Genomic DNA, 22,226 nt, shown 5'->3' on the forward strand with positions numbered 1-22,226 from the left:
TCCTCGTACGACACCCCCGTGAACTCCCATAGTTCGCGGGGGTGTCTTCATCCAAAGGTCACTTCCTTCGCCGCGACGACGGCCGCTGTGCGCGACGGCGCCGTCTGATACCGCCAGTACAGGTTCGTGTGGGCGATGACCTGCTCCGGCGATGGCGCACCCCATCGGCTCTTGTCGAATGTCGTATGCCCGTCACTGACCAGCGTCACGTCGTAGCCGCGGACGAAAGCACCATGGATGGTGGATCGGATGCAGGCATCGGTCTCCGCACCGGTCACAACGAGATGTCCCACCCTGGCCTCCGCCAGTATCTCCGCCAGCTCGGTGTCCTCGAATGAATCACCGAACTCCTTGTGCACCAACGATTCCGACTCCGCACGCACCAACTCCGGAACGTATTCCCACGCCACGGTCCCCGGCACGAGTTCCTCGCTCGAGTGCTGCACCCAGATGATCAGAACACCGTCCTCGCGGGCCTTCTCGACGAGCGTGCCGATATTCGCCACGACAGCGGCTCGCTGAAATGCCTCGGCCACAACACCGTTCTGCACGTCGATCACCATCAAGGCGGTGTTGGGTCGATCCGACAGCGTGGTCATATCTCCTCCTGCTAGTCGAGCTACGCGTACCCCAACTCAACTACGAACCCAGCGACCCGGCCAGCCCCACAGGTGGCGAACATCAGCAGCCGACGACGATAATCGAATATTCTCGGTTCTGTCCGGGACACCAACTTTGATCGAGTGAGCCGACGATGAACTTCCAGCTCGGCGCGGTACCACCGGAGCACGGTGGGGATCGCGCGATGGCTGCTCAGGCCGTATTGGCCAGGGCGATCGCCGATTTCGCGGGTGAGTGGGAGGCCGCGGGCGAACCACCCGAGCTGACCCCGCATCTGCCCACCGAAACCGCACTGCGGCGCTCGGCGCTGATCGAGTTGATCAAGGTGGATCTGCATCACCGGTCGATCCGCAAAAAAGCCGAAAAGCGCCTGGACGAGTACCTGACCGAATTTCCCGAGCTCCACACCGCCCCACTGCCTCCGGATCTGATCTACGAGGAGATCACCGCGCGCCGCCAGTTCGATCGCGATCTGGATCTCACCGAATACGAGCAGCGGTATTCGCAGCAGATGGCGCGGATCGCCGACCGCCTCGACGGCGATCACTTCCGCACCACCGTCCTGACCGATCCGGCCGCGCTCGCGACGCTCGACTCCATCAAACCCGGTGCGACCGTTGACGATTTCGATATGTTGATCCTGCTCGGGCAGGGCGCGTTCGGCCGGGTCTTCCTGGCGCGGCAGCGTTCGATGCAGCGGCTCGTCGCGGTCAAGATCTCCCATGACCGTGGCAGTGAGGGCCAGACGCTGGCCCGGCTCGATCACGAGAACATCGTGCGGGTCTTCGATCAACGCCAGATCGCCGATCAGCACTTGAAATTGATGTACATGCAGTACGTGCCGGGCGGCACCCTGCTCGGCGTACTGCGGCTGCTGCGCCGCACCGGCGTCGAAGCCAAGACCGGTCGACTACTGCTCGACGCCGTCGACCAGGCGGCCGCCAGCGGCGGGGTGCTGGAACCACAACCATCTCCCGCCCGCACCGAGGTCGCACGGCTGAGCTGGCCGGAAACCGTTGCGTGGCTGGGCAGTCGACTCGCCTCCGCATTGGACTACGCAAACCACGCCGGGGTGCTGCACCGCGATATCAAACCCGCCAACGTACTGCTCACGGTCGACGGGCAACCCAAACTCGCCGACTTCAATATCAGCTTCAGCCGCCACATCCCCGGCGCCAGCCCTGCCGCCTACTTCGGCGGCTCACTGGCCTACATGTCCCCCGAGCAGCTCGAGGCCTGCCATCCGACCATGTCCACCACCGCCGCCGACCTCGACACGCGCAGCGACCTGTACGCACTCGCGGTCGTGCTGTGGGAACTGCTCACCGGCCGACTCCCCTTCGACGACGAACGCAGTGCAGGCGAATCCGATACCTCACTGGAACGGATGATCGAACTGCGTCGCCGGCCGGTCCCCAACCGCTTCGCCGCCGATATCCCGCCGGACTGCCCACCGGTGCTGCAGCATGCCCTGCTCACCTGCCTGTCCCCCGATCCCGCAGACCGCTTCGCCACCGGCGCCGAACTCGCCAGCCAGCTCGATCTCACCCTGGACCGCACCGCCCGCGATCTCGTCGACCCGCCGGCGCGCAGTATCCGCGCCAAACTGCGGATGCGGCCGATGCCGGTGGTGACGCTGGCCAGCATGTTGGGGCAATTCCTCGGCGCGCTCTATCTTTCCGCGCACAACACGCGCCTGCTCGACGCGCAACTCACCGCCGACGCCAGCGCCCAACTCCAACGCCTCGCAACACTACTCAGCGCGATCGGCTACCCGGTCGGTATTCTCGCGCTGCTGTATTGGTGCCGTCTGGTCTTCCTGGTTCCCGACGGACTGCGGCGCGGTAAGCATTTCGACGAGCAGACCCTCGCGCGAGCGCGCGCCGATACGCTCGCATGCGGCGACCGCATCGCGGTGGTCGGCTTTGCCGGATGGGCGTTATCGCTGGTGATCTTCCTGACCCAGCTGCATTACACCGCGGACCTGTCCACCGGATTCACCATCAACCTCATCGCCTCCCATCTGGTCGCGGCCGCGGTCGCGGTGGTGTACTCCTACTTCCCGATCACCTTCTTCGTACTGCGCTGGTACTATCCGGGGTTGCTCGGCACCGCACAGACCTCCCCCGATGACGCCATCCGATTGCGGCGACTCGCCCGACGCAGCCGGATCTATCTCGGCATCGCTGCCTCCGTACCGCTCATCGGAGTGGCAGGTGGTCTGGTCTACCTGGATGCGGCACAGCAGCAGACAGTAATCGGTCCCATCGTGATCCTGTGCGTGGTCAGCCTTTTCGCATTCGTCGGCGCACTGCGTGTGTTCTACGCACTGGAATCGGATCTGCACGCCCTCGATCGCATTGTGAATCCGCGCTCGCGGCGCTCCGCATAGCTGTTTCAAGGTTTCCCAAAGGACCTCAGCAGATTTCGTGACTACTCTCGAAGCTGTTTGGAATGCCACTGTCCTCGGGGGCGCCATGAAAGAGCAGCGGACACAGGTCTATGGATCGGTCGTGGAGTTCGTCGAGAACTACCTGGCCCAGGTCTATCGGCGCAAAGTGGCCGACAACGGTCTGGCCTGGTGCCCAGAATGGTGGCGGCACACCGAGGCTGTGGCGCGGCTGGAGGCGCTCTGGCAATCCTGGGAGCTCTATCGGCTCAACGCCGAATTGGGCCTGTCGCTGTGGTTTCTGGACCATGCCGACAGTCATATGAACGTACTGTTCGACCCCAACGGACCGTTCGCCGGCTGTTCCATGCACAATGGGCACACCGATCGCGTCTGGCCGCTTTCGGTGAAATCCCCTCCCCCCGATACGTTTTCACCGGCTGGTTAGTCTCGTTTGTTTGAAATGGGTTGTGGTCAACTAACCTTCATGTAGTGCTAGGACATTCACATGCGACCAGCGGCGCTTTCGCCTGGTCGGTAGCAGCGGCCACGCTGCCCATCTCGGCGTTGGTCTATCCGGTATTGCCAACTGGCGACGCGCATCTCGGTGCCGTCGAGGTGTTGCTCGGTACCTTCCTGACGGCGGGGGCCGCGCTGCTGCCCGATGCGGACCATCCGAACGGCACCATCGCGCATGTGCTCGGCCCCATCTCCTATCACCTGTGCCGCTTGATTTCCTGGATCTCCGGTGGACATCGGCACGCCACACACTCGTTCGCCTTCGTCATCGCCGTCGCCTACGGGACCTGGGCGGGTGAGCATTGGCTCGGAAGATATTTCACACTCGGTTTGGTGTTCTTCCTGCTCGCACTTGCGGTGCGGGCACTGCATCTGTGCCCCTCCGGCGAAGGCATCGAGGCATGGGGCACGGTCATAATCCTCGCCGCGGCAGGGACGTTCACGATGGATCACTGGATCACCGATAAACCGGCGTGGTTACCCTTCGCCGTCGGACTCGGGGCGCTGGCCCACCTCGCCGGTGACTGCCTCACCGATAAGGGATGCCGACTGTTCTGGCCGTTCCCGCTGCGTACCTGCGTGCCGGTGATCGAACGGACCGGGAACAAGGTCGAAACCTGGATTCTGTCACCGCTTTTCACGCTGGCCACACTTGCTGTCCTCTGGCACGTCTTCTCGGTCAATCCCTAGGACCAGTCGCTGCGCCCGCCGATGATGCTTCGGCGGGCGCAGCGACTAGAGGTTCCCCTGGTCTGTGCGGTCTTTTGAGTTTGTGTGGATTTGGTGAGTGCGAGTTGGTGAGATATATAGTTCAATACGCATATCTATATAGTCAGATGTAATAAAGCGCACTGAAGATCGCAGTTCCACCGGATACGTTGCTCGTGAACCGATCTCAGTCCCCGCCGCGTCATCCTTGGGGGCGCTGCTGCACGTCCAAGCGCTTCCCCATCCGCGGATCCCGGCCCGAACGATCCTGGGCCGGGATCCGCGTACGGATCAGTTCGCCACGCTCTCGAATGTGCCGGGCACGTACGAGCCGCCCTTGGTTTGTGTAATCACCAGGAGCCGGTTGGAGGCGTTGATCATGGCGACCAGGTAGACCAGCGCGGCGAGCTGGTCGTCGTCGTAGTGCTTACGCACCTGAGCCCAGGTCTCGTCGGACACACCGTGATTCGCGTCGGCGAGTCGGGTGCCCTCCTCCGCGAACGCCAGCGCGGCCTGCTCGGCCTCGCTGAACACGGTGGCCTCGCGCCATGCCGCAACGAGGTTGATCCGAACCGCGGGTTCGCCGGCGGCCGCCAGCTCTTTGGCGTGGGCGTCGACGCAGTAACCGCAGCCGTTGATCTGGCTGGCGCGCAACTCCACCAGCTCCACCGTGGACTTCGGCAGCGACGACTGCATGATCGCCAGACTCGTGTTGGCGAATCGCTTACCGATCTTGGCGCCGAGCTCGTTGTCGTTCAGGTTGAAACGGGGTTCCATGACTTAGGTCCTCACTCGTGGTGTTGATTCGAACGACCATGAGACGGCGGCGCCCCGATTCACATAACAGCGCTTCGATGTGACGCACACCACCACTGCCCCGCTGTTATGAAACGGCAGGATCGGACGTCTGATGGGTGACGCACTCGAGAGTGAAGAGGAGCCGCCCGTGCCCGGCATATCGCAGACCACGCCCGCCGACCAAGGCGAGAGCAACGGCGACCGTCCGGACCCCGCGACGAAAGCATTCGTCGCGCACCGCAACTTGCTGTTCACCGTCGCCTACGAAATGCTCGGCTCGGCCGCCGACGCCGAAGACGTGCTGCAGGAAACCTGGCTGCGCTGGGCAGGCGTGGATCTCGACACGGTGCAGGATCAACGCGCGTACCTGGTCCGAATCGCCACCCGTCAGTCGCTCGACCGGCTACGCACGCTCGGACGCCGCAAAGAGTCCTACATCGGCCCCTGGCTGCCCGAGCCGCTGCTGACCGCACCCGACGTCGCCGAGGACATCGAGCTGGCCGACAGCGTCTCTATGGCGATGCTGTTGGTATTGGAGACCCTCACGCCCGTCGAGCGGGCAGTATTCGTGCTGCGCGAAGTATTCGATCTGGAGTACGACGAGATCGCCGAAGCGGTCGACAAGAGCCTGGCCGCGGTCCGCCAGCTCGCGTACCGGGCCCGATCACACGTCGCCGCGCGCCGCCCACGCGAGGTGGTCTCCGCCGCCGAAACCCGAGACGCACTCGCGGCATTCCAGCGAGCCGTCGAAACCGGCGAACTCCAGAGCCTGCTCGACATTCTCGCACCGGATGTCGTCTTCCTCGGCGACGGCGGCGGACTCGCCCAGGCCGCGCTGATGCCCATCGTCGGGGCCGATGCGGTAGCCGGCTTGCTTTCCGCCGCGCTCGGTAACCTCACCGCGAGGTCGGCACAACCTGCCCTCGTCAACGGCCACCCGGCACTGATCCTGCGACTCGACGGCGAGATCGACGCCGTGATAGCGGCACGCATCGACGACGGCCTCATTACCGGGATCTACTCGGTGCGCAATCCCCAGAAACTGTCGCGTTTGCAGCACGAGACCGCCCTGCACCGCTGACGCGCCGGGGAAGCATCTACTCCCGACACCACGGTGTCGAGCCCACCCCTCCCACTCCCCCGTGCATGCGCCACCACTCGGTATCGGTATGCCCTTCGCCTCTACTCCGACTCGCCTATTCGAGAGAGAGCCGACCCCCGTCCTTCTGTGCTGCGTTCGGCGAAGCCGGACGATGTTGTTGCCGCTCTACTCGAAGGTTGAGCATACATGGTTAGATGCGCATATCTACGTATGACCATATATGTAGCTGGGGTCGGTTCTCGGCGACTGGTCGTCGGCACCGGGATAAGGTGAGCCATGGTCGCCGGATCGACAATGCAGCCGCAGCGCTGGACACCACCGCCCGCCCCACCCCGGGCTCGCGAAACGCATAGTGCCACACCACTTCCCCGGATCAAGCGATTCGAACTGCCCGGTGCGGCACCCGAGGATGTGGTGCGCACCGCCGAGGGGCGAATCATTGCGGGAGTCGATGACGGTTCGGTCTACAGCATCGAACCCGCGGACGGCACGGTAAGCCTGCTGGCGAATACCGGCGGCCGTCCGCTCGGTATGCATGCCGATGCCGATGGGTCGCTGCTGATCTGCGATTTCCATCGCGGCCTGCTGCGGCTGGACAGCGCGGGCGAGATCGAGGTACTCGTGGACGAGGTCGACGGCGAACCACTCCCCTTCGCCAGCAATGTGGTTCGCGCTGCGGACGGCACCATCTACTTTTCCTCGTCGTCGCGTCGTTATCCGCTGAACGAATGGATGGGCGACCTGCTGGAGCATTCCGGCACCGGCCGCCTGTTCCGACTCGATCCGTCCGGCAAGCTCGAAACCCTCATCGACGGGCTGCAATTCGCCAATGGCGTGGTGCTCTCCCCCGACGGCTCCACGGTGCTCGTTGCGGAGACCGGCGCCTACCGGGTGACTCGCTACTGGCTCACCGGGCCGAAGGCGGGCACCTACGACCGGCTGATCGAGAACCTGCCCGGCTTCCCGGACAATATGGCTCTCGGCAGCGACGGCCTGGTTTGGATCACCCTGCCGTCACCACGAAATCCATTGCTGGACCGCCTACTTCCCCTGCCCGGCATTCTGCGCCGGATCGTCTGGGCGCTACCGGAATGGGTACAGCCCAAACCGCCGCGCACCGTCTGGGTGATGGCCGTCGACTTCGACGGCAAGGTCGTGCACGACCTACAGGCCGAGGGCACTGACTACGCGATGGTCACCGGAGTTGTCGAAGACGACGGCACTCTCTACCTCGGCAGTCTCACCGAAACGGCGGTCGGAGTCAGCCAAATACCGTCGTCCTAGGCCGCCGCTTCGACACGAAAATCTCAGTGAACAGTTGTACACTCAATGAATGAGTGAGCCCGAGCGGCAACGACAGGCGGAGATGCAGGCGCTGGCGCGGTTGGCAGGCGATGAACTGGGTGGTGCGATCGAGGGGATCGCCGCGGTGCATCGAGCCATCTCGGACCGGGTGTTCGCGGCGGTGCGATTGGGTGTCGGACCGGCGGCGCAACCGGTCAAGGTGGTGCACGATGCGATTACCGATGGGGTGTATCGGCTGGTCGGCGGCACCGCAGTAGCTGCGGGAGCGCTGGCGGAGCGCACTGTGGACGTACCCGGAGCACCGGTGCCCTCACGCACGGTCTACGGGTCCGGGTTCCTGGCGGCATTGCAGGGTTTGATCGGCGACAGCCTCGAGGATGAGCTGCCGATTCTGGCCGGGCCGATGACATTTCGAATCAATGGGGAACCGGTCGCGCCGGGGTGGGTCGGCGATGTGGTGTCGAATCCGCGCCCGCGCATCGTGGTTTTTCTGCACGGTCTGGTGGAGACCGAACACGCTTGGCGGCTCGGCGGGCGGCCCAGCTATGCCGAGCGGCTCGAAGCCGATCTCGACTGCACGGCGCTGATGGTTCGATACAACAGCGGGCTGCACATCTCGGAGAACGCCCGTCTGCTGAACGGGATGCTGCAGCGGCTGGTCGAGAACTGGCCGGTGCAGGTCGAGCAGATCGCACTCGTCGGACATTCGATGGGCGGCCTGATCGCGCGGGGCGCCTGCTACGACGCCGATCAGGCCGACCTGCCGTGGGTGCGCCGGGTGCGGCAGATCGTCTGTCTCGGATCACCGCATTTGGGTGCACCGTTGGAGCAGCTCGTCCACTCCGCCTCCGCCGCATTGGTGAAAATACCCGAGACCCGCCCTTTCGGTCGGCTGTTGCGCCGCCGCAGCGCGGGCATTCGCGACCTGCGCCAGGGTTCGCTCGTCGATGAGGATTGGCATGACATGGACGTGGACGCCTTGCGCCGCAGAGTCATTCGCGAGATACCGCTACTCGATTGCGCCGACCACTACTTCGTCACCGCCTCGGTAACCCGCAGCCCGCGCCATCCGCTCGGCCGGATCATCGGCGACGGCTTGGTCCTGCCGGCCAGCGGCTCCGGCCGAAATCGGGCCCGCCGCATCGGTTTCGATGATGCCAACGGTCTGCATCTCCCCGGAGCCAACCACTTCACCCTGCTCAACCACGACGCCGTTTACGACGCGCTGCTCCGCTGGCTGGGCGCCGATGCGCGTCAGATGTCTGTGCGCTGTGGTTGATCAGCGGTGCCCTGGTCAGAACAGTTGGTCGGAATGGGTGTCGGCTTCCCCTCGGACGTCGGCGGCGAACTTGGCTTCGACTTCCGCGTCGTCGCCTGCGGTGTGGGCCGAGTAGAGCAGTAGGCAGCCGCGGATGCCGTCGAGGAGATCTTCGAGGAGGTCGAGTGCCGGGCGGGTGGGGTCGAGGCGGCTGATCCGGAACTCATCGAGGAGGGCGGCGCGGGAGGCGCTGTCGAGATCGAATTTGCGTGCCTGCTCTTCGATTTCGGCGACGCGGGCCACCACCGCCCATGGTGCGGGCACGTGTCCTTCGGAGACGGCCATGGCCTCGGCGATGAGGTCGACGACGATCTCGGTCGGTGTCTCACCGCTGGTCAGGCGCTCCAGTACCAGGGTCGGGGTTTCGACCTGCAGTGCCTCGATATCGTCGGCTTCGACGACCACATCGCCGGTCGGCACGCCCGCGAGTTCGCCCGCGACTTCGGCGGCGGCGTAGAGCCAGTGCGCGGCCGCGACGGATGCGGAGGCGGGGTCGAGTTCGGTGAACAGTTCCACGGTGCCGAGGGGGTCGGCGCGCAGCAGGTCGTCGGCGGCCTGGACCTGGGCCGGTGAGACATCCGGGCGTGAGAGTTCTACCGCTTGGCGTGCGCGTCCGGACAGATCGCCGAGTTCGGCGGATTCGATGGCGGCCTGTTCGGTGCGGACCTCGCCGGCGATGGTGTCACGCAGGGCGGAATCGTCGATGGCGTGCAGGGTGCGCCCGACGCGGTGCGCGGATTCGACCACGCCGCTGTAGGAAACGACGAGGCCGTGGTCGGTCGGCAGGTTCGGGGTGCGGATTCCGGCCTCGACCTCCTTGAAGTTGCGGCGTTCTTCCGCGCGCCGCCAGGCCTCGCTATTGGGAACGTCGGGATCGCCTGCGGCACTTGCCGGATGCGTATAGGTGCGCCACTGGAACCGGGACAGGGTGGTCAGATTCGACGCCAAACTCGTTGCTTGGTCATGGTTTATCGGTGGCAGCTGGGCCACCGTGGTCGAGAGATCGCCGCGTCCGGTCGCCCAGATGGCGACAAGGGCGTTGCGGTCGGCGTCGAATGCGTATCGGGTCACGCACGCCAGTCTTGCCGATCCGCGGCCGTTGCGCGCGCGATCGCCCCGTTCGAGATGCGGTCTTCGCCGTTTCAGTGTGCGATGTCGGCGCTGCCGAGGCCCCTGCGAGGATGGACGGTATGACTCTCGATCACGGTGATCCCGGCGATGCGCCTTCGATTCCACAGCCGACCACGCCCGTTGTGAATTCCGCTCGCCCCTCGGCGGCCGAGGAGGCCAGAACCGTTGCGGCGGCGACGAATATCGCGACCTTGGCGAGTTTGAGCGAGGACGGCGGCCCGTGGGCGTCGTTCGTCACCTACGGGCTGCTGGATGGTCAGCCGGTGCTGTGCGTATCGCGGATGGCAGAGCATGGGCGCAATCTCGCGGCGGATCCGCGGGCCAGCCTGTCGGTGGTGTCGCCCGATGTGCCTGCCGATCCGCTGGCCGGTACCCGGATCACCCTGGCCGGTGTGGTGGAGCGGCCGGTCGGTGCCGAGGCCGCGGCGGCGCGTGAGGCGCATCTGGCGGCGGTGCCGGCGGCGAAATACTACGTGGATTACAGCGATTTCTCGTTGTGGGTGTTGCGGGTGCAGCGAGTTCGATGGGTCGGTGGGTACGGGCGGATGGATTCCGCAACCGCCGAACAGTATCTGGCGGCCGCGCCGGATCCGGTAGTTGCGGTGGCGGCGCGGGCGATCACACATCTCAATGACGATCACGCGGACGCGCTGTTGTCGATGGCGCAGGTACTGGGCGGATACCCGGATGCGACCGAGGCGAGTTGCGAACGCGCCGACCGGTACGGGCTGGATCTGCGAGTGGTGACGCCACGCGGAGTGGCGCGGACACGGGTCGGCTATGCGACCCCGATCGACTCCGCAGGCGAATTGCGTGCGGCGACAGTCGAATTGACGCGGCGGTCGCGCGAGGGCTGACGAATCGAACTCACCGCGGGTGCTGTTGTCGCGCAACCGGATTCGACCGCGTACCTGATCGTGGACAACAAACATATGGTGTGGCCGGAGCTACCGATGGTGAAGTTCGTCGACGGGTGGGATTCGGTGGCGGAGATGGCATCGGCGCTGGGCATACCGAGCGATGCGCTGCGAAAGACGTTGGAGGACTACAACGCCGCGGCGGCGCAGGGACGCGATCCGGAGTTCGGTAAGCATCCCGACTGGCTGACACCGCTGACCGAAGGACCCTGGGGTGCCTTCGATCTCACACCGGGGCGAGCCACGTATGTCGGGTTCACCCTCGGCGGGCTGCGGACCTCGGTCGATGGTGCGGTGCTTCGCGCCGACGGATCGGTGATCTCCGGGCTGTATGCGGCCGGCGCGTGCGCCTCGAATCTGGCGCAGGACAGCTCCGGCTATTCCAGCGGGACGTGTCTGGGCGAGGCGTCCTACTTCGGGCGACGCGCAGGTGCACATGCGGCGGGACGGTCCGCCGCATCGAACAGGGCGCACAGCGCCGAAAGTATGGAAGGCGATTGAGATGCGATTCACCTATGCCGAGACGATGACGGACCCGACCTTCTATGTGCCGCTGGCGCAGGCCGCGGAGGCGGCCGGGTACACGTCGATGACGATCGCCGACAGCGTGGCCTACCCGAAGGAATCCGACGCTACCTACCCCTACACCCCCGACGGCAATCGGGAGTTCCTGGAGGACAAACCGTTCATCGAGGCCTTCGTGTTGTCGGCGGCCATCGCGGCGGCCACGACGACGCTGCGGCTGACGCCCTTCGTGGTGAAACTGCCCATCCGCCCACCGGTTCTTGTGGCCAAGCAGGCCGCCTCGATCGCGGCACTGAGCGGGAACCGGTTCGGGTTCGGTGTCGGCATCAGCCCGTGGCCGGATGATTTCGAAATCATGGGTGTCCCGTTCGAACACCGCGGCGCGCGCATGGACGAGTGCATCGATATTGTGCGCGGACTCACCGCGGGCGGCTATTTCGAATACCACGGGGAGTTCTACGATCTGCCGCCCATCAAGATCAGCCCGGTGCCCACCGAGCCGATTCCGATCCTCATCGGCGGACACAGTGGCCCGGCATTGCGTCGCGCAGCCCAGCGCGGCGACGGCTGGATGCATGCAGGCGGCGATCCGGCCGAATTGGACCGGCTGATCGCGAAGCTCGATGTCCTGCGCGCCGAATACGGCACCCGCAAGGATTTCGAGATCCACGTCATCTCCCTGGACGGATTCACCGTGGACGGTGTGAAGCGGTTGGAGGACAAGGGGGTCACCGACGTGATCGTCGGCTTCCGCTACCCGTACACCACCGAACCGGATACCGAATCGCTGGACACCAAGATCGCGCACCTGTCCCGGTTCGCGGAGAAGGTCATCGCGAAGACGAGCTGAACCAGGGTGAGGCCCGTCACGAACACCCGGTGTCACAGAATGTGGTGGTCCGGCGTCTGGTGAACGACGCAGTCGAGATCCAACAGACAGGAGCCACCCGTGGCCACACACTTCCGGATGCCGGGGGCACAGTCGTGAGCGTGGACCCTGCCACCGAAGTCTTTGTCACCCACCGCAACCTGCTCTTCACCGTCGCCTACGAAATGCTCGGCTCGGCCGCCGACGCCGAAGACGTCCTGCAGGAAACCTGGCTGCGCTGGGCAGGCGTCGACCTCGACACCGTGCAGGACCACCGGGCCTACCTGGTCCGGATCACGACACGCCAGTCGCTCGACCGGCTACGCACGCTCGGACGCCGCAAGGAGTCCTACATCGGCCCCTGGCTGCCCGAACCGCTGCTGACCACCCCCGACGTCGCCGACGATGTCGAACTCGCCGAGCACGTCTCCATGGCGATGCTGCTGGTACTCGAGACACTTGCCCCGACCGAGCGCGCGGTATTCGTACTGCGCGAGGTGTTCGATCTGCCCTACGACGAGATCGCCGAAGCCGTCGACAAAACCCCGGCCGCGGTCCGTCAGATCGCCCACCGGGCCCGTGCACATGTGGCCGCGCGCCGACCTCGCGGGCCCGTTTCGGCGAACCAGACCCGAGACGTGCTCGCGGCGTTCCAGCGGGCGGTCGAAAACGGCGACATACAGGGTCTGCTCGATATGCTCGCGCCCGATGTCGTGCTCCTGGGCGATGGTGGCGGAATCAAACAAGCCCTGCCTCGGCCCGTCACGGGAGCCGACAAGGTGGCCCGCCTCCTTGCCGCCTTCCCGAGCAGAATCACCGCTGCCCTGGCGCTGCAACCGGCCCAGGTCAACGGCTACCCGGCGCTGGTCATACGGCTCGACGACGAGCTCGATACCGTCATGGCGGTACGCATCGACGACGGCCTCATCACCGGCATCTACTCGGTTCGAAACCCCGAAAAACTGTCGCATATGCAACGGGAGAGCCCCTTGCGCCGCTGAGTCCGAGCGCGCAGAACTCGGCCTCGAGATCGCGCTCGATCTCGGCATTACGGGTGCGATGCGGCGAGAGCGGCCGAGGCGGCGGCCAGGGTTTGGGATCGGTAGGAGCTGCCGAAGAGGACGACGTGCACGAGGAGTGGGTGCAGCTGGTGCAAGGGGAGGCGGTTGCGCCAACCGTCGGCGAGTGGGTGGGTTTCGTGGTAGGCGGCGCGGATTCGGTCCAGGTGCGGGGCGCCGAAGAGGGCGAGCATGGCGAGGTCGGTTTCGCGATGACCACCGTGGGCGGCGGGGTCGATGACGAGCGCGCGGTCGACGGTCCACAGCACATTGCCGGACCACAGATCGCCATGGATGCGGCTGGGTGGTTCCGGTGGGCCCGCGAGGGTCTCGATGTTCTCGATCACGCGTTCCAGCAAGCGAATTCCGTCGCGACCGAGATCGGCGGCTGCACGCGGTAGGTAGGGTGCGAGGCGATAGTCGGCGTACCAGCGCGCCCATGAACCGTCGACCCGGGTGTTGTCCAGCGGCAGATCGGCGATCCAACCCGACCACGGCGCACCGAAGGATCCCGGCGAATCCGCGTGCAGGGCAGCAAGTTCGCGCCCCAAACGCTCTGCGGCCGATCTGGTCGGCGCGGCCACCGAAACCCAGGGCAGCACCAGCATCCGGTCATCGACGGCCAGTACCTCGGGCACCAACTCCGGCACCCCCGCGGCGAGCCATCGCAGCCCCGCCGCCTCGGCCGCGAATACCGGCACCTGGTCGTGAGCGGCCTTCACGAAGACCTCGCGACCGTCGCCGAGTACTGCCCGATGCAACGTCCACGAATGCTGTGATCCCAGATCGGTGATCGATTCCACCGTCACGCCGACCAGTGCCGCGAGCTTCGCCGCGCCCGTCACCTCGGTCCCCTGCCCACGCTCCCGAACCTACCCCGCACGGCCCCCACTTCGGCGAAGAAGTCCGTCGGCCGCTCCCTGCCCACACCGGGTTTTCCCGCGTCCGAAATCACCGCGCCGGGCTCCCACAGGCTCGTTCGACCCGAATGCGCTGCGCCCGTGTGTTGTTCGCCGCGAATACTCCGGCCTGCTCGCGACGAGGGTCGATTCGCCAGTTCCGCTTTCGCTCCTGCCGGGAAGTCTCCGGATACAACAGCGCACAGCGCCACCGTGGGCGCGATCCAGCGCGAGCGCACCCAGCTCGGCCATGCCGAATGCCGGAGCGATCAGCCTGACACCGGCATAGATCACCGATCACGCACAAGGCAGGCTCTCTGCGACGCCCGCTCATCACGATGCAGCGTTGAGGCGCTTCTTCGTCTCGTCATCGGCCGGGAAGAACGATTCGATGGCGAGTTCGGCGACCGTCACGTTCATCGGTGTGCCGAAGACGGTGGTGACGCTGATGAAGGACAGTTCGTGGTCTTCGTGGCGGAGGCGGAGCGGCACCACGGCCTGGTCCGGTTCGGGGAGGGTGAGATCGACTGTGCCGCCGGGATATTCGACTAGTTCCTCGCGGAGCTCGATCAGTTCGGGCGAACCGGTGACTTCGATCTGGCGCGACAGGCGTTCGAAGATATGGCCGCGCCACTCGGCCAGATTGACGATGCGGCCGGCCATACCGTCGGGGTGCAGGCTCAGGCGCAGGGCATTGACCGGTGCGGTGAGCAGTTTCGGGTCGATGCCCGTCAACAGCAGTGCCACACCGGAATTGGCGTCGATCATATTCCAGCTCTGGTCGATGGCCAGCGCGGGATAGGGGTCGTGACCCGCGAGGATTTGGCGCATCGCACCGCGCACCGCATCCATCGCGGGTGTATCGAGGGATGGTTCGGCGTAGGCGGGTGCGAATCCGGCCGCGAGGAGCAGCCGATTGCGTTCCCGCAACGGGATCTCCAACTGCTCGCACAGGTGCACGAGCATGGTGCGGCTCGGATTCGCGCGACCCGTTTCGATGAAGCTCAGGTGCCGCGCGGAGGTTTCGGCGCGCCCGGCCAATTCCAGCTGGCTGAGCCTGCGCTCGAGCCGCCAGTGGCGCAACAGGTCACCGGCTGTCTGCGTACTCACCCTGCCGATCCTACGAAGCCGGCAGCCCCGACACGATTACCTGACGGGTAATGGACGTGCGACGACTCAGAACCGCCATCGGGTCGCTCCGCCGGGTTCCACGGTGGACAGTGCCGTGGCGGTGAGCGCGGTCAGGCGGTAGACGTGCCAAGGCGGCGGGCCCGCGGAGGGGGCGCTGTATTCCGCGGTGAGTGCCTCGCCGGTGTCGTCGACGCGACAGGGCCAGCCGCCGTCGGCCCAGCGCCGGGCGATATCGGCGACGGCGGCCGGATCGGCGATCCTGGTCGCGGTACCGTCCACGACCAGATCGAATTCGTGGGTGGCCACGCTCATCGAGCAGCGCGGATCGCGAGCCAGGTTGCGGCCCTTGCGACTTCGGGCCCCGGTAGTGAACCAGAAGGCGCCGTCCACCCACAGCGCGCCGATGGCGGTGACGTGCGGGCTGCCGTCGGGATTGATCGTAGTCAGCCAGCAGGTGTGCCGATCGGGGCCGCCGGCGCCTGGGGCTTGTTCGATGTTCGCGTCGAGTCGTTTGCGAATGCTGTCCCAATCGATCGGCGGCAGCTCGTAGCGGTCGGCGAGGTTGATTGTGTCCATATCAGTAGGACGATCCGTGTCCGGGAAACTCACCGGTGTCAGAAGATTTCATCGCCGACGAAGGCCTGGGCCGACTGGGCCGCGGTGAGCTCGGCGCCGATCGCTTCGGTGAATTCGGTGAGGTCGCCGGGGCTGCGGGAGGTGATCAGCGGCCAGCCGTTCTCGTCCGAACGCACCACCGCCCGATCGATCCAGCGCCCTTCGGCATTGACGACATCGGTACGCAGCGAGTGATAGGACGTCAGGGTCTTGCCCGCGACGACGTCGGCCTCCACAAGCAGCCATGGGCCGTGGCAGATCGCCGCGACGGGCTTGCCTGCCCGCACGAACTGTTGTGCCACTTCCACGGCGCGATCGCAGACGCGCAATTTGTCCACGTTCACGGTTCCGCCCGGCACGACGAGCAGGTCGAAATCGTCGACCTCGAGATCGTTGAGCGCCGCATCCGGCTGCACGACCTCATCCTTGTCGACATCGTGTCGAAAAGTCTGGACCTCGCCGCGTTCTGGGGTCGCGTGCACGGCGACGGCACCGTGTCCGCGCAACCAGCCCAGCGGCATCAGCAGCTCGTCGTGTTCGACGCCGGTATTCGCGGTGATGACCAATGCGCGCACACCGCGCAATTCCTCGGACATACCGGACCCCTTTCTCGCCGATCCTTCACTACGGTCGGCCTACCCCGGCCGAGGGCACTCAAACGATTCCGGCACCCGTCCGGATCAGCGATTTGCGCAGTAAACTCCAGTAATGGCCGCGGCCCTGCCCACTGTCGGCGTGGAAGAGGAATTCCTTCTGGCGGATCCGATCACGGGTGCGCCGAGTCCGCGGAATGTCGAAGTCGCGTCGGCGGCCGCCGACGTCGGCATCGATCTGCAGTTGGAGTTGACGCGCTGTCAGGTCGAGATCAATACCGGGGTGCACACCCGGACCCTCGAAATACTCGATGAACTGCGCCGACTCCGCCGCAGCGTGGCGAGTTGCGCGGAGAAGAACGGTGCCAGGCTGCTCGCGGTGGCGGTGCCGCCCACGGTGCCGGATGCGTATCCGGTCACCGATACCCCGCGCTATCGACTCATCGAACACCATTTCGGGTTGCTCGCCCATGAGCAGGGTTTGTGCGGCTGCCATGTCCACGTCGGGGTGCCTTCACGTGATATCGCGGTGCGGGTCGGGAATTATTTGCGGCCCTGGTTACCCGTGTTGTTGTCGTTGACGGCCAATTCGGCGGTCTACCGCGCCACCGATACCGGATACGCCAGCTGGCGCAGCATTATGTGGCGGCGGTGGCCGAGTGCCGGGCCCCCACCGTTCTTCGAATCGGTCGCGGACTACGACGATATGGTGCGGATGATGTTCGCCAGCGGCAGCATTCTCGATACGGCGATGGTGTATTGGGATGTGCGGCCCTCGGCCACCTACCCGACCGTCGAGGTGCGCGTCAGTGATGTACCGGCGACGGTGGAAGAAACAGCGTTGTTGGCCACGCTGATTCGCGCCGCGGTCGTGATGGCCCAGACTGCGATACACGATGGGCTGCCACCGCCACCGGTGCCCGCGGAGGTCTTGCGAGCCGCATATTGGAAGGCCGCCCGATCCGGCCTCGATGGAGACGGGCTCGACACGATCAGCGGCCGCGCCCTCCCGGCCCACACCCTGGTGGCCGGGCTCGTCGACTACCTCACCCCCGCGCTCGAGCAGTCCGGTGACCAGCACTTCGTCGCCGATACCGTCAAAGCAGTTCTTGCACGTGGTAACGGCGCCCGGCGACAACGCACCGCTATGCGCGCGCACGACGATGTCAGCGACGTCATCGATGTGGTCGCCGCCGCCACCCTCGAAGGGTGCTACTGAGACAGACCGAATACCGGACGCAGGCCGCCGTCCCGGACGACCTGTACGGCGACGATCGCCAGTAGCGTCGCACCGGTCACCATGTGCTCGATCGCGTCGGTGATATGGCTCGGAAAGCTGAAGATCAGCACGTGGTGCGAGAACAGCGCCCACACCCCGACCGCGAACCCCCCGCCGATGCCGGCGAGCACGCAGTACCAGGCCGACCACGACTTGCGGGTCGCGACGATCAGCGCGGGTCCGAACAGCAGTAGCCCGGCCACCGCGTGCCAGCCGTTGTAGTCCATGCCGAGCACCGGTGTCGCGGGTGCGTGTGCGCCGAGTTCGAAACTGGGCTCGGCGATCCAGCCCGCGACCGCCCACCCGATATGGACCGCACCGATCACGAAGACGGCCCACTGCAGAAAACTCCACCGCGTCCAGTCGATTCGCCGCTCGACCACCGATTGTTCGCTCATTGCGCCCTCCCCGACCATATCCACTACACAGCGTAGTTGAGATGGTGGTCATCGGAAAGTGCTTCGATGGAGGTATGCCCCTGCTCGTCGGCACATCGGGTTGGCAGTACCAGGACTGGCGCGACGTGCTGTACCCGGCGAATGTTCCGCAGCGTGTGTGGCTCGAAACCTACGCCGCGGGCTTCGCGACGGTCGAGAGCAACAATGCTTTCTATCGACTACCCAGCGGCGAGACCTTCGCGGCATGGCGGGACCGGACACCGTCGGACTTCTGTTTCGCGGTCAAGGCAAGCCGCTTCCTCACCCACATCAAGCGGCTGCGCGAACCCGAGGAGCCGGTGGGACGCTTGATGGCGCACGCCCGCGCGCTCGACGACAAGCTGGGACCGGTGCTGTTGCAGCTTCCGCCGACGCTGCGGGTCGATCCGGCCCTGCTCGACGCCTGCCTACGCTGCTTTCCGCCCGACGTCCGGATCGCGGTCGAACCCAGGCACGAGTCCTGGTGGATTCCCGAAGTTCGTGCAGTGCTGACGGAATGCGGCGCGGCGCTGTGTTGGGCCGACGTCCAGTCCCGTCCCGTCGCGCCGCTGTGGCGCACGACGGACTGGGGTTATCTGCGACTGCACTCCGGACGTGCGACACCCGCACCGCGCTACGGACGCACGGCACTCACCAGTTGGGCGCGACGGCTTGCCGACACGTGGTCGGATCGCGAGCAGGTGTACGTCTACTTCAACAATGATCCCGGCGGTGCAGCGGTTCGCGATGCGGTCGTCTTCGCGCGCGCCGCGGCCACGGCCGGAGCCACCGTCAGTCGAACACCCGCAACGGATTTCAGCTCCCCACGACAGCATTCATGATTGTGCCCGCACTGGTCGCGATGACACCGCCGACCATTGCGCCGGCGAGCATCTTCGGGGATTCCAGGGTCCCACCGCTCCACTTCTCCCAGGCGAACCTGCCGCCCGCGTAGGTGATTCCGGAGACACCCGACAGCAGAACAAACCAGGTCAGGTAGCGAACCATCTGCAGGATCTTCTCCGAATTGGGCGGAGCCTCGGGCGTCGGATTCCCGAGTTGAGCAAGGACGGTCTCGTGCAAGGCGATCAGCATCATGGGCGCGTACTCATTCCAGGTAGAGGCGGACGATGAGCGGCAGATAACCGAGCGATAACCACATCGATACCCCGACAGTATGGGCGGTGGCTGAGATTTTCGGGCCGTCTCGGCGGAACCTGTCTGGAATGTCCGAAGGCAGGCCCGGCGCGTCGGTGCACGGGTGTAGCATTTCGCCCGAATAACCCCAGCGCGGGAGCTCGGGCACGGCCGGGCTGAGAGGGCGGACCCCACGTTTCGCCGACCGCATGAACCTGTCCGGGTAATGCCGGCGTAGGGAGAGCGGTACCGCGATGTCTGCACCCACCATCGATCGATCCGAGCGGCGCGAAGCACCGTTGACCCTGGACCAGCCTGCACCGAAGGTCCTTTCGTTCTGGGACCAGAGCGCGTTCTGGGCGAACCTCGGCGTCAGCCTGTTCGCATTCTCCGGCGCGTACACGGTGCTCGCGCCGAATTCCGAAGGCGGCGCCCAGATCTCCATCGCCGCGGGCATTCTCGCGATGATCATCGGCACGGTGGTCGGCGGGCTCATGCTCGGCCTGGCCGCAGTACCCGGAGCCAAGACCGGTAAGCCCGCGATGATGTTGCTGCGCGGACTGTTCGGCGCGAAACTCAGCTACCTGCCGACGCTGCTCAATATCGCCCAGCTGATCGGCTGGGGCACCTTCGAATTGATCGTCATCGGCGATGCGGCCGAAGAGTTGTTCGACGGTGGCCCGCACTGGGTTTACGTGGTCGCCGCGGGTGTGCTGACGACGGTGCTGACGATCTGGCCGCTCGGTTCGGTGCGAATGCTGCGGCGGTTCGTGACCGTCGGCGTGGTGATCGCGTTGGTCTGGTTCTACATCCAGTTCGTCCGCGCAGGTCTGCCGGATCTCACCACCAACCCGGGCACCGAAGGCGGCGGACCGTTCGGCGTGGATTGGAATCTGTTCTGGGTCGCCACCGATGCGGCGCTTGCGGTTTCGATCTCGTGGGTGCCGGTGGCGGCCGACTACACCCGGCACTCCCGCAGCACCGGCGCGGCATTCGGCGCGGCCAGCGGGGCGTATGCGTTCACCCAGATCATCGCGTATGTGCTCGGACTGTTCGCGCTGGCGCTCGCATCCGGCGACGGCGGGGTGTACTCGCCGTTCCTGACGGTCACCCTCGGAGCGGTGTTCTTCTTCATCTTCGTATTCCGGGAGGCCGACCAGTCGTTCGCGAATGTGTACTCCACGGCCGTCTCGATCCAGAATCTCGCGCCGCGAGTCGACCGCCGGGTGCTCTCGATCGGTCTCGGCATCCTCATCACGCTGCTGGCGCTGCGGCTGAACATGGCGAACTACTTCGGATTCCTCGGCCTGATCGGGTCGGTCTTCGTGCCGCTGCTCGGCGTGCTCGTCGCGGACTTCTTCCTGCGGGCGCGCGACCAGTGGGATACCTCGGCGAATGCGCCGTCACGGTGGGGCATGGTTTTCGCTTGGCTGGTGGGACTTTCGGTCTACCAGCTGATCAACCCGGGCGACGCCGGAGTGTGGACCGACTTCTGGGTGGACGTGCAGGAGAAGCTGCACTTCACCAAGCAGGCGTGGATGAGCGCGTCACTGCTGTCGTTCCTGGCCGCCGTGGTAGTCGCGTGGGGCGTGGGGCGGATTTCGTTGCTGCGCAAGTCCGGTTAGACCTCGAACCAACGCGGCGAGTGCCACCGGTCGCCGACTCGCACCCTCCCGAGTCGACGGACCGGCCGACGGCCGCGGCGCATTCACGCCGAACTGCGGTAATCCACGCGGTACTCGCCGAATTCCGCGATGACGAACTGCCCGATCCGGCATGGACCCGCGGCATCCGGCTGATCACCACCGAACCCGCACTGCGGGGTGAATATCTCAAGGCGCAGGCCGTCATCCAGGAGGCCATCGCGACGGCCATCGCCGCACGCACCGGCCGCGACCTGCACACCGATATGTTCCCCCGGATCATGGCGGGCGCGATCGCGACGGCACTGCAGGTCGCCATCGACCGCTGGGTCGATGCGGACCCGCCCATCGCGGCACTGCCCGTCATCCGGGAAGCGTTGCGGCAACTGTCCTATCTACCAGGAGCCTTTCCCATGGACGTCCCCACCAACCACACCCTCGCCGTGCCCGGAGCGACGCTGTACTACGAAATCCGCGGCACCGGTCCTCTGCTGCTGCTCATCCCTGGCGGCAACGGCGACGCGGGCAGCTTCGACCAGATCGCGGAGCGACTGGCGGATCGCTATACGGTGGTTTCCTACGATCGGCGCGGCTTCTCCCGCAGCCCAGGCCAGGATCACAACGTCCAACTCGACGGCGCTGACGCCGCCGCGCTGCTCACCCACCTCGGCGACCGACCCGCCGCCGTGCTCGGCAGCAGCTCCGGCGCCATCGTCGCGCTCGAATTGCTCACGACGCGACCGGAACTCGTGCACACGCTCATCGCGCACGAACCGCCGCTGGCGACCGTACTGCCCGATGCCGACAAATGGCTCACCTTTTTGGACGACGTCTACCGGACCAGCAAGTCCGACGGCTTCGTTGCCGCCATATCCCAATTCGCCGAGGGTGTCGGGCTGCGCCAGCAACGGCCCGATACCCAAGAACCCACACCCGAAGCCGCCGCGATCAGTGCGCGCATCCAGCAGAACATGCTGTTCTGGATGGAGCACGAGATGCGCCAGTACGTGCGCTACACACCGGATTTCGACGCCCTGCGGGCTGCCGCCGAGAAGCTCGTCCTCGTCGTCGGACACGATTCGAAGGAAACCTTCCCGGCGCTGCCCAATGCGGTGCTCGGCCAGCGGCTCGGACTCGACATCGTGGAATTCGCGGGCGACCACGTCGGATACCGAAGCGCCACCGAGGAATTCGCGACACAGCTCGACACGTTGCTCTCCAAGCGCACGTAGGCAGCGCGATTGGGCGCGCTGA

General features: G+C 65.6%; 22 protein-coding genes, 1 pseudogene and 1 riboswitch. Of the genes and pseudogenes, 14 read left to right on the forward strand and 9 right to left on the reverse strand.

Translation table 11 applies throughout. The features are described from left to right. Positions 1-47: 47 nt before the first annotated feature. Positions 48-599, reverse strand: coding sequence for an isochorismatase family protein (locus ACFYOW_RS30955; RefSeq protein ID WP_387293611.1), 552 nt, complete (start codon positions 597-599; stop codon positions 48-50). A 155-nt stretch (positions 600-754) separates the two neighbouring features. Between ACFYOW_RS30955 and ACFYOW_RS30960 the strand changes: the two genes are divergently transcribed. The 3 genes from ACFYOW_RS30960 (at position 755) to ACFYOW_RS30970 (ending at position 4,219) form a co-directional block, all read left to right on the forward strand. Further along, the gene (locus ACFYOW_RS30960) at positions 755-3,013 is read left to right on the forward strand and encodes a serine/threonine-protein kinase (RefSeq protein ID WP_387293612.1); all 2,259 of its coding nucleotides are present in this window, start codon (positions 755-757) and stop codon (positions 3,011-3,013) included. Between the two features lie 121 nt (positions 3,014-3,134). Then, complete coding sequence (locus ACFYOW_RS30965; RefSeq protein WP_245721097.1) at positions 3,135-3,458, forward strand: DUF4913 domain-containing protein; 324 nt, start codon at positions 3,135-3,137, stop codon at positions 3,456-3,458. Between the two features lie 44 nt (positions 3,459-3,502). Next, a complete protein-coding gene (locus ACFYOW_RS30970) occupies positions 3,503-4,219 on the forward strand; it encodes a metal-dependent hydrolase (RefSeq protein WP_387293613.1) in 717 nt (238 codons plus the stop codon). 309 nt (positions 4,220-4,528) lie between these two features. On the opposite strand, the gene ACFYOW_RS30975 is transcribed toward ACFYOW_RS30970, so the two are convergent. After that, positions 4,529-5,014 (reverse strand): carboxymuconolactone decarboxylase family protein, encoded by a 486-nt coding sequence (locus tag ACFYOW_RS30975; RefSeq protein ID WP_387293614.1) that lies wholly within the window; start codon positions 5,012-5,014, stop codon positions 4,529-4,531. A 169-nt stretch (positions 5,015-5,183) separates the two neighbouring features. On the opposite strand from ACFYOW_RS30975, the gene ACFYOW_RS30980 reads away from it, so the two are divergent. The 3 genes from ACFYOW_RS30980 (at position 5,184) to ACFYOW_RS30990 (ending at position 8,721) form a co-directional block, all read left to right on the forward strand. Further along, entirely contained in the window at positions 5,184-6,116 is a 933-nt protein-coding gene (locus tag ACFYOW_RS30980) for an RNA polymerase sigma-70 factor (protein ID WP_387293811.1), read from the forward strand. Between the two features lie 297 nt (positions 6,117-6,413). Then, entirely contained in the window at positions 6,414-7,421 is a 1,008-nt protein-coding gene (locus ACFYOW_RS30985) for an SMP-30/gluconolactonase/LRE family protein (protein ID WP_387293615.1), read from the forward strand. 49 nt (positions 7,422-7,470) lie between these two features. Further along, positions 7,471-8,721, forward strand: coding sequence for a lipase family alpha/beta hydrolase (locus ACFYOW_RS30990; protein ID WP_387293616.1), 1,251 nt, complete (start codon positions 7,471-7,473; stop codon positions 8,719-8,721). 15 nt (positions 8,722-8,736) lie between these two features. On the opposite strand, the gene ACFYOW_RS30995 is transcribed toward ACFYOW_RS30990, so the two are convergent. Then, positions 8,737-9,831, reverse strand: a complete 1,095-nt coding sequence (locus tag ACFYOW_RS30995) for a hypothetical protein (RefSeq protein ID WP_387293617.1) — start codon at positions 9,829-9,831, stop codon at positions 8,737-8,739. Positions 9,832-9,950: 119 nt separating this feature from the next. On the opposite strand from ACFYOW_RS30995, the gene ACFYOW_RS31000 reads away from it, so the two are divergent. From ACFYOW_RS31000 to ACFYOW_RS31015, 4 genes and pseudogenes are all read left to right on the forward strand, one after another. Further along, complete coding sequence (locus ACFYOW_RS31000) at positions 9,951-10,748, forward strand: HugZ family protein (RefSeq protein ID WP_387293618.1); 798 nt, start codon at positions 9,951-9,953, stop codon at positions 10,746-10,748. A 12-nt stretch (positions 10,749-10,760) separates the two neighbouring features. Further along, a pseudogene (locus ACFYOW_RS31005) lies at positions 10,761-11,309 on the forward strand (FAD-binding protein); the annotation flags it as partial. A gap of 1 nt (position 11,310) precedes the next feature. Further along, positions 11,311-12,183, forward strand: a complete 873-nt coding sequence (locus ACFYOW_RS31010; RefSeq protein ID WP_387293619.1) for a TIGR03619 family F420-dependent LLM class oxidoreductase — start codon at positions 11,311-11,313, stop codon at positions 12,181-12,183. A gap of 134 nt (positions 12,184-12,317) precedes the next feature. Beyond that, a complete protein-coding gene (locus ACFYOW_RS31015; RefSeq protein WP_387293620.1) occupies positions 12,318-13,202 on the forward strand; it encodes an RNA polymerase sigma-70 factor in 885 nt (294 codons plus the stop codon). Between the two features lie 47 nt (positions 13,203-13,249). On the opposite strand, the gene ACFYOW_RS31020 is transcribed toward ACFYOW_RS31015, so the two are convergent. From ACFYOW_RS31020 to ACFYOW_RS31035, 4 genes are all read right to left on the reverse strand, one after another. After that, positions 13,250-14,104: a fructosamine kinase family protein gene (locus ACFYOW_RS31020; protein WP_387293621.1), complete on the reverse strand. Its 855-nt coding sequence runs from the start codon at positions 14,102-14,104 to the stop codon at positions 13,250-13,252. Positions 14,105-14,491: 387 nt separating this feature from the next. Then, on the reverse strand, positions 14,492-15,277 hold the full coding sequence (locus tag ACFYOW_RS31025; RefSeq protein WP_387293812.1) for a helix-turn-helix domain-containing protein: 786 nt from the start codon (positions 15,275-15,277) through the stop codon (positions 14,492-14,494). Positions 15,278-15,334: 57 nt separating this feature from the next. Then, positions 15,335-15,865: a pyridoxamine 5'-phosphate oxidase family protein gene (locus ACFYOW_RS31030; RefSeq protein WP_387293622.1), complete on the reverse strand. Its 531-nt coding sequence runs from the start codon at positions 15,863-15,865 to the stop codon at positions 15,335-15,337. Positions 15,866-15,903: 38 nt separating this feature from the next. Then, positions 15,904-16,500, reverse strand: coding sequence for a DJ-1/PfpI/YhbO family deglycase/protease (locus ACFYOW_RS31035; RefSeq protein WP_387293623.1), 597 nt, complete (start codon positions 16,498-16,500; stop codon positions 15,904-15,906). Positions 16,501-16,612: 112 nt separating this feature from the next. Between ACFYOW_RS31035 and ACFYOW_RS31040 the strand changes: the two genes are divergently transcribed. Further along, entirely contained in the window at positions 16,613-17,716 is a 1,104-nt protein-coding gene (locus tag ACFYOW_RS31040) for a glutamate--cysteine ligase (RefSeq protein WP_387293624.1), read from the forward strand. Here ACFYOW_RS31040 and ACFYOW_RS31045 read toward each other — a convergent pair. Further along, positions 17,710-18,174: a DUF4383 domain-containing protein gene (locus ACFYOW_RS31045; protein WP_387293625.1), complete on the reverse strand. Its 465-nt coding sequence runs from the start codon at positions 18,172-18,174 to the stop codon at positions 17,710-17,712. The genes ACFYOW_RS31040 and ACFYOW_RS31045 overlap by 7 nt on opposite strands. A 74-nt stretch (positions 18,175-18,248) precedes the next feature. Between ACFYOW_RS31045 and ACFYOW_RS31050 the strand changes: the two genes are divergently transcribed. Next, positions 18,249-19,034: a DUF72 domain-containing protein gene (locus tag ACFYOW_RS31050; RefSeq protein ID WP_387293626.1), complete on the forward strand. Its 786-nt coding sequence runs from the start codon at positions 18,249-18,251 to the stop codon at positions 19,032-19,034. Here the strand turns inward: ACFYOW_RS31050 and ACFYOW_RS31055 are convergent. After that, positions 19,009-19,290, reverse strand: a complete 282-nt coding sequence (locus tag ACFYOW_RS31055) for a hypothetical protein (RefSeq protein ID WP_357477329.1) — start codon at positions 19,288-19,290, stop codon at positions 19,009-19,011. The two genes, ACFYOW_RS31050 and ACFYOW_RS31055, sit on opposite strands and share 26 nt — an antisense overlap. A gap of 182 nt (positions 19,291-19,472) precedes the next feature. Further along, positions 19,473-19,587, forward strand: a riboswitch (TPP riboswitch). On the opposite strand from ACFYOW_RS31055, the gene ACFYOW_RS31060 reads away from it, so the two are divergent. Continuing rightward, entirely contained in the window at positions 19,584-20,954 is a 1,371-nt protein-coding gene (locus ACFYOW_RS31060; RefSeq protein ID WP_387293627.1) for a purine-cytosine permease family protein, read from the forward strand. It overlaps the preceding riboswitch by 4 nt. A 20-nt stretch (positions 20,955-20,974) precedes the next feature. Beyond that, positions 20,975-22,204: an alpha/beta fold hydrolase gene (locus ACFYOW_RS31065; protein WP_387293628.1), complete on the forward strand. Its 1,230-nt coding sequence runs from the start codon at positions 20,975-20,977 to the stop codon at positions 22,202-22,204. Positions 22,205-22,226 lie beyond the last annotated feature (22 nt).

It is taken from the genome of Nocardia sp. NPDC006982 (genome assembly GCF_042869435.1).
Lineage (GTDB): Bacteria > Actinomycetota > Actinomycetes > Mycobacteriales > Mycobacteriaceae > Nocardia.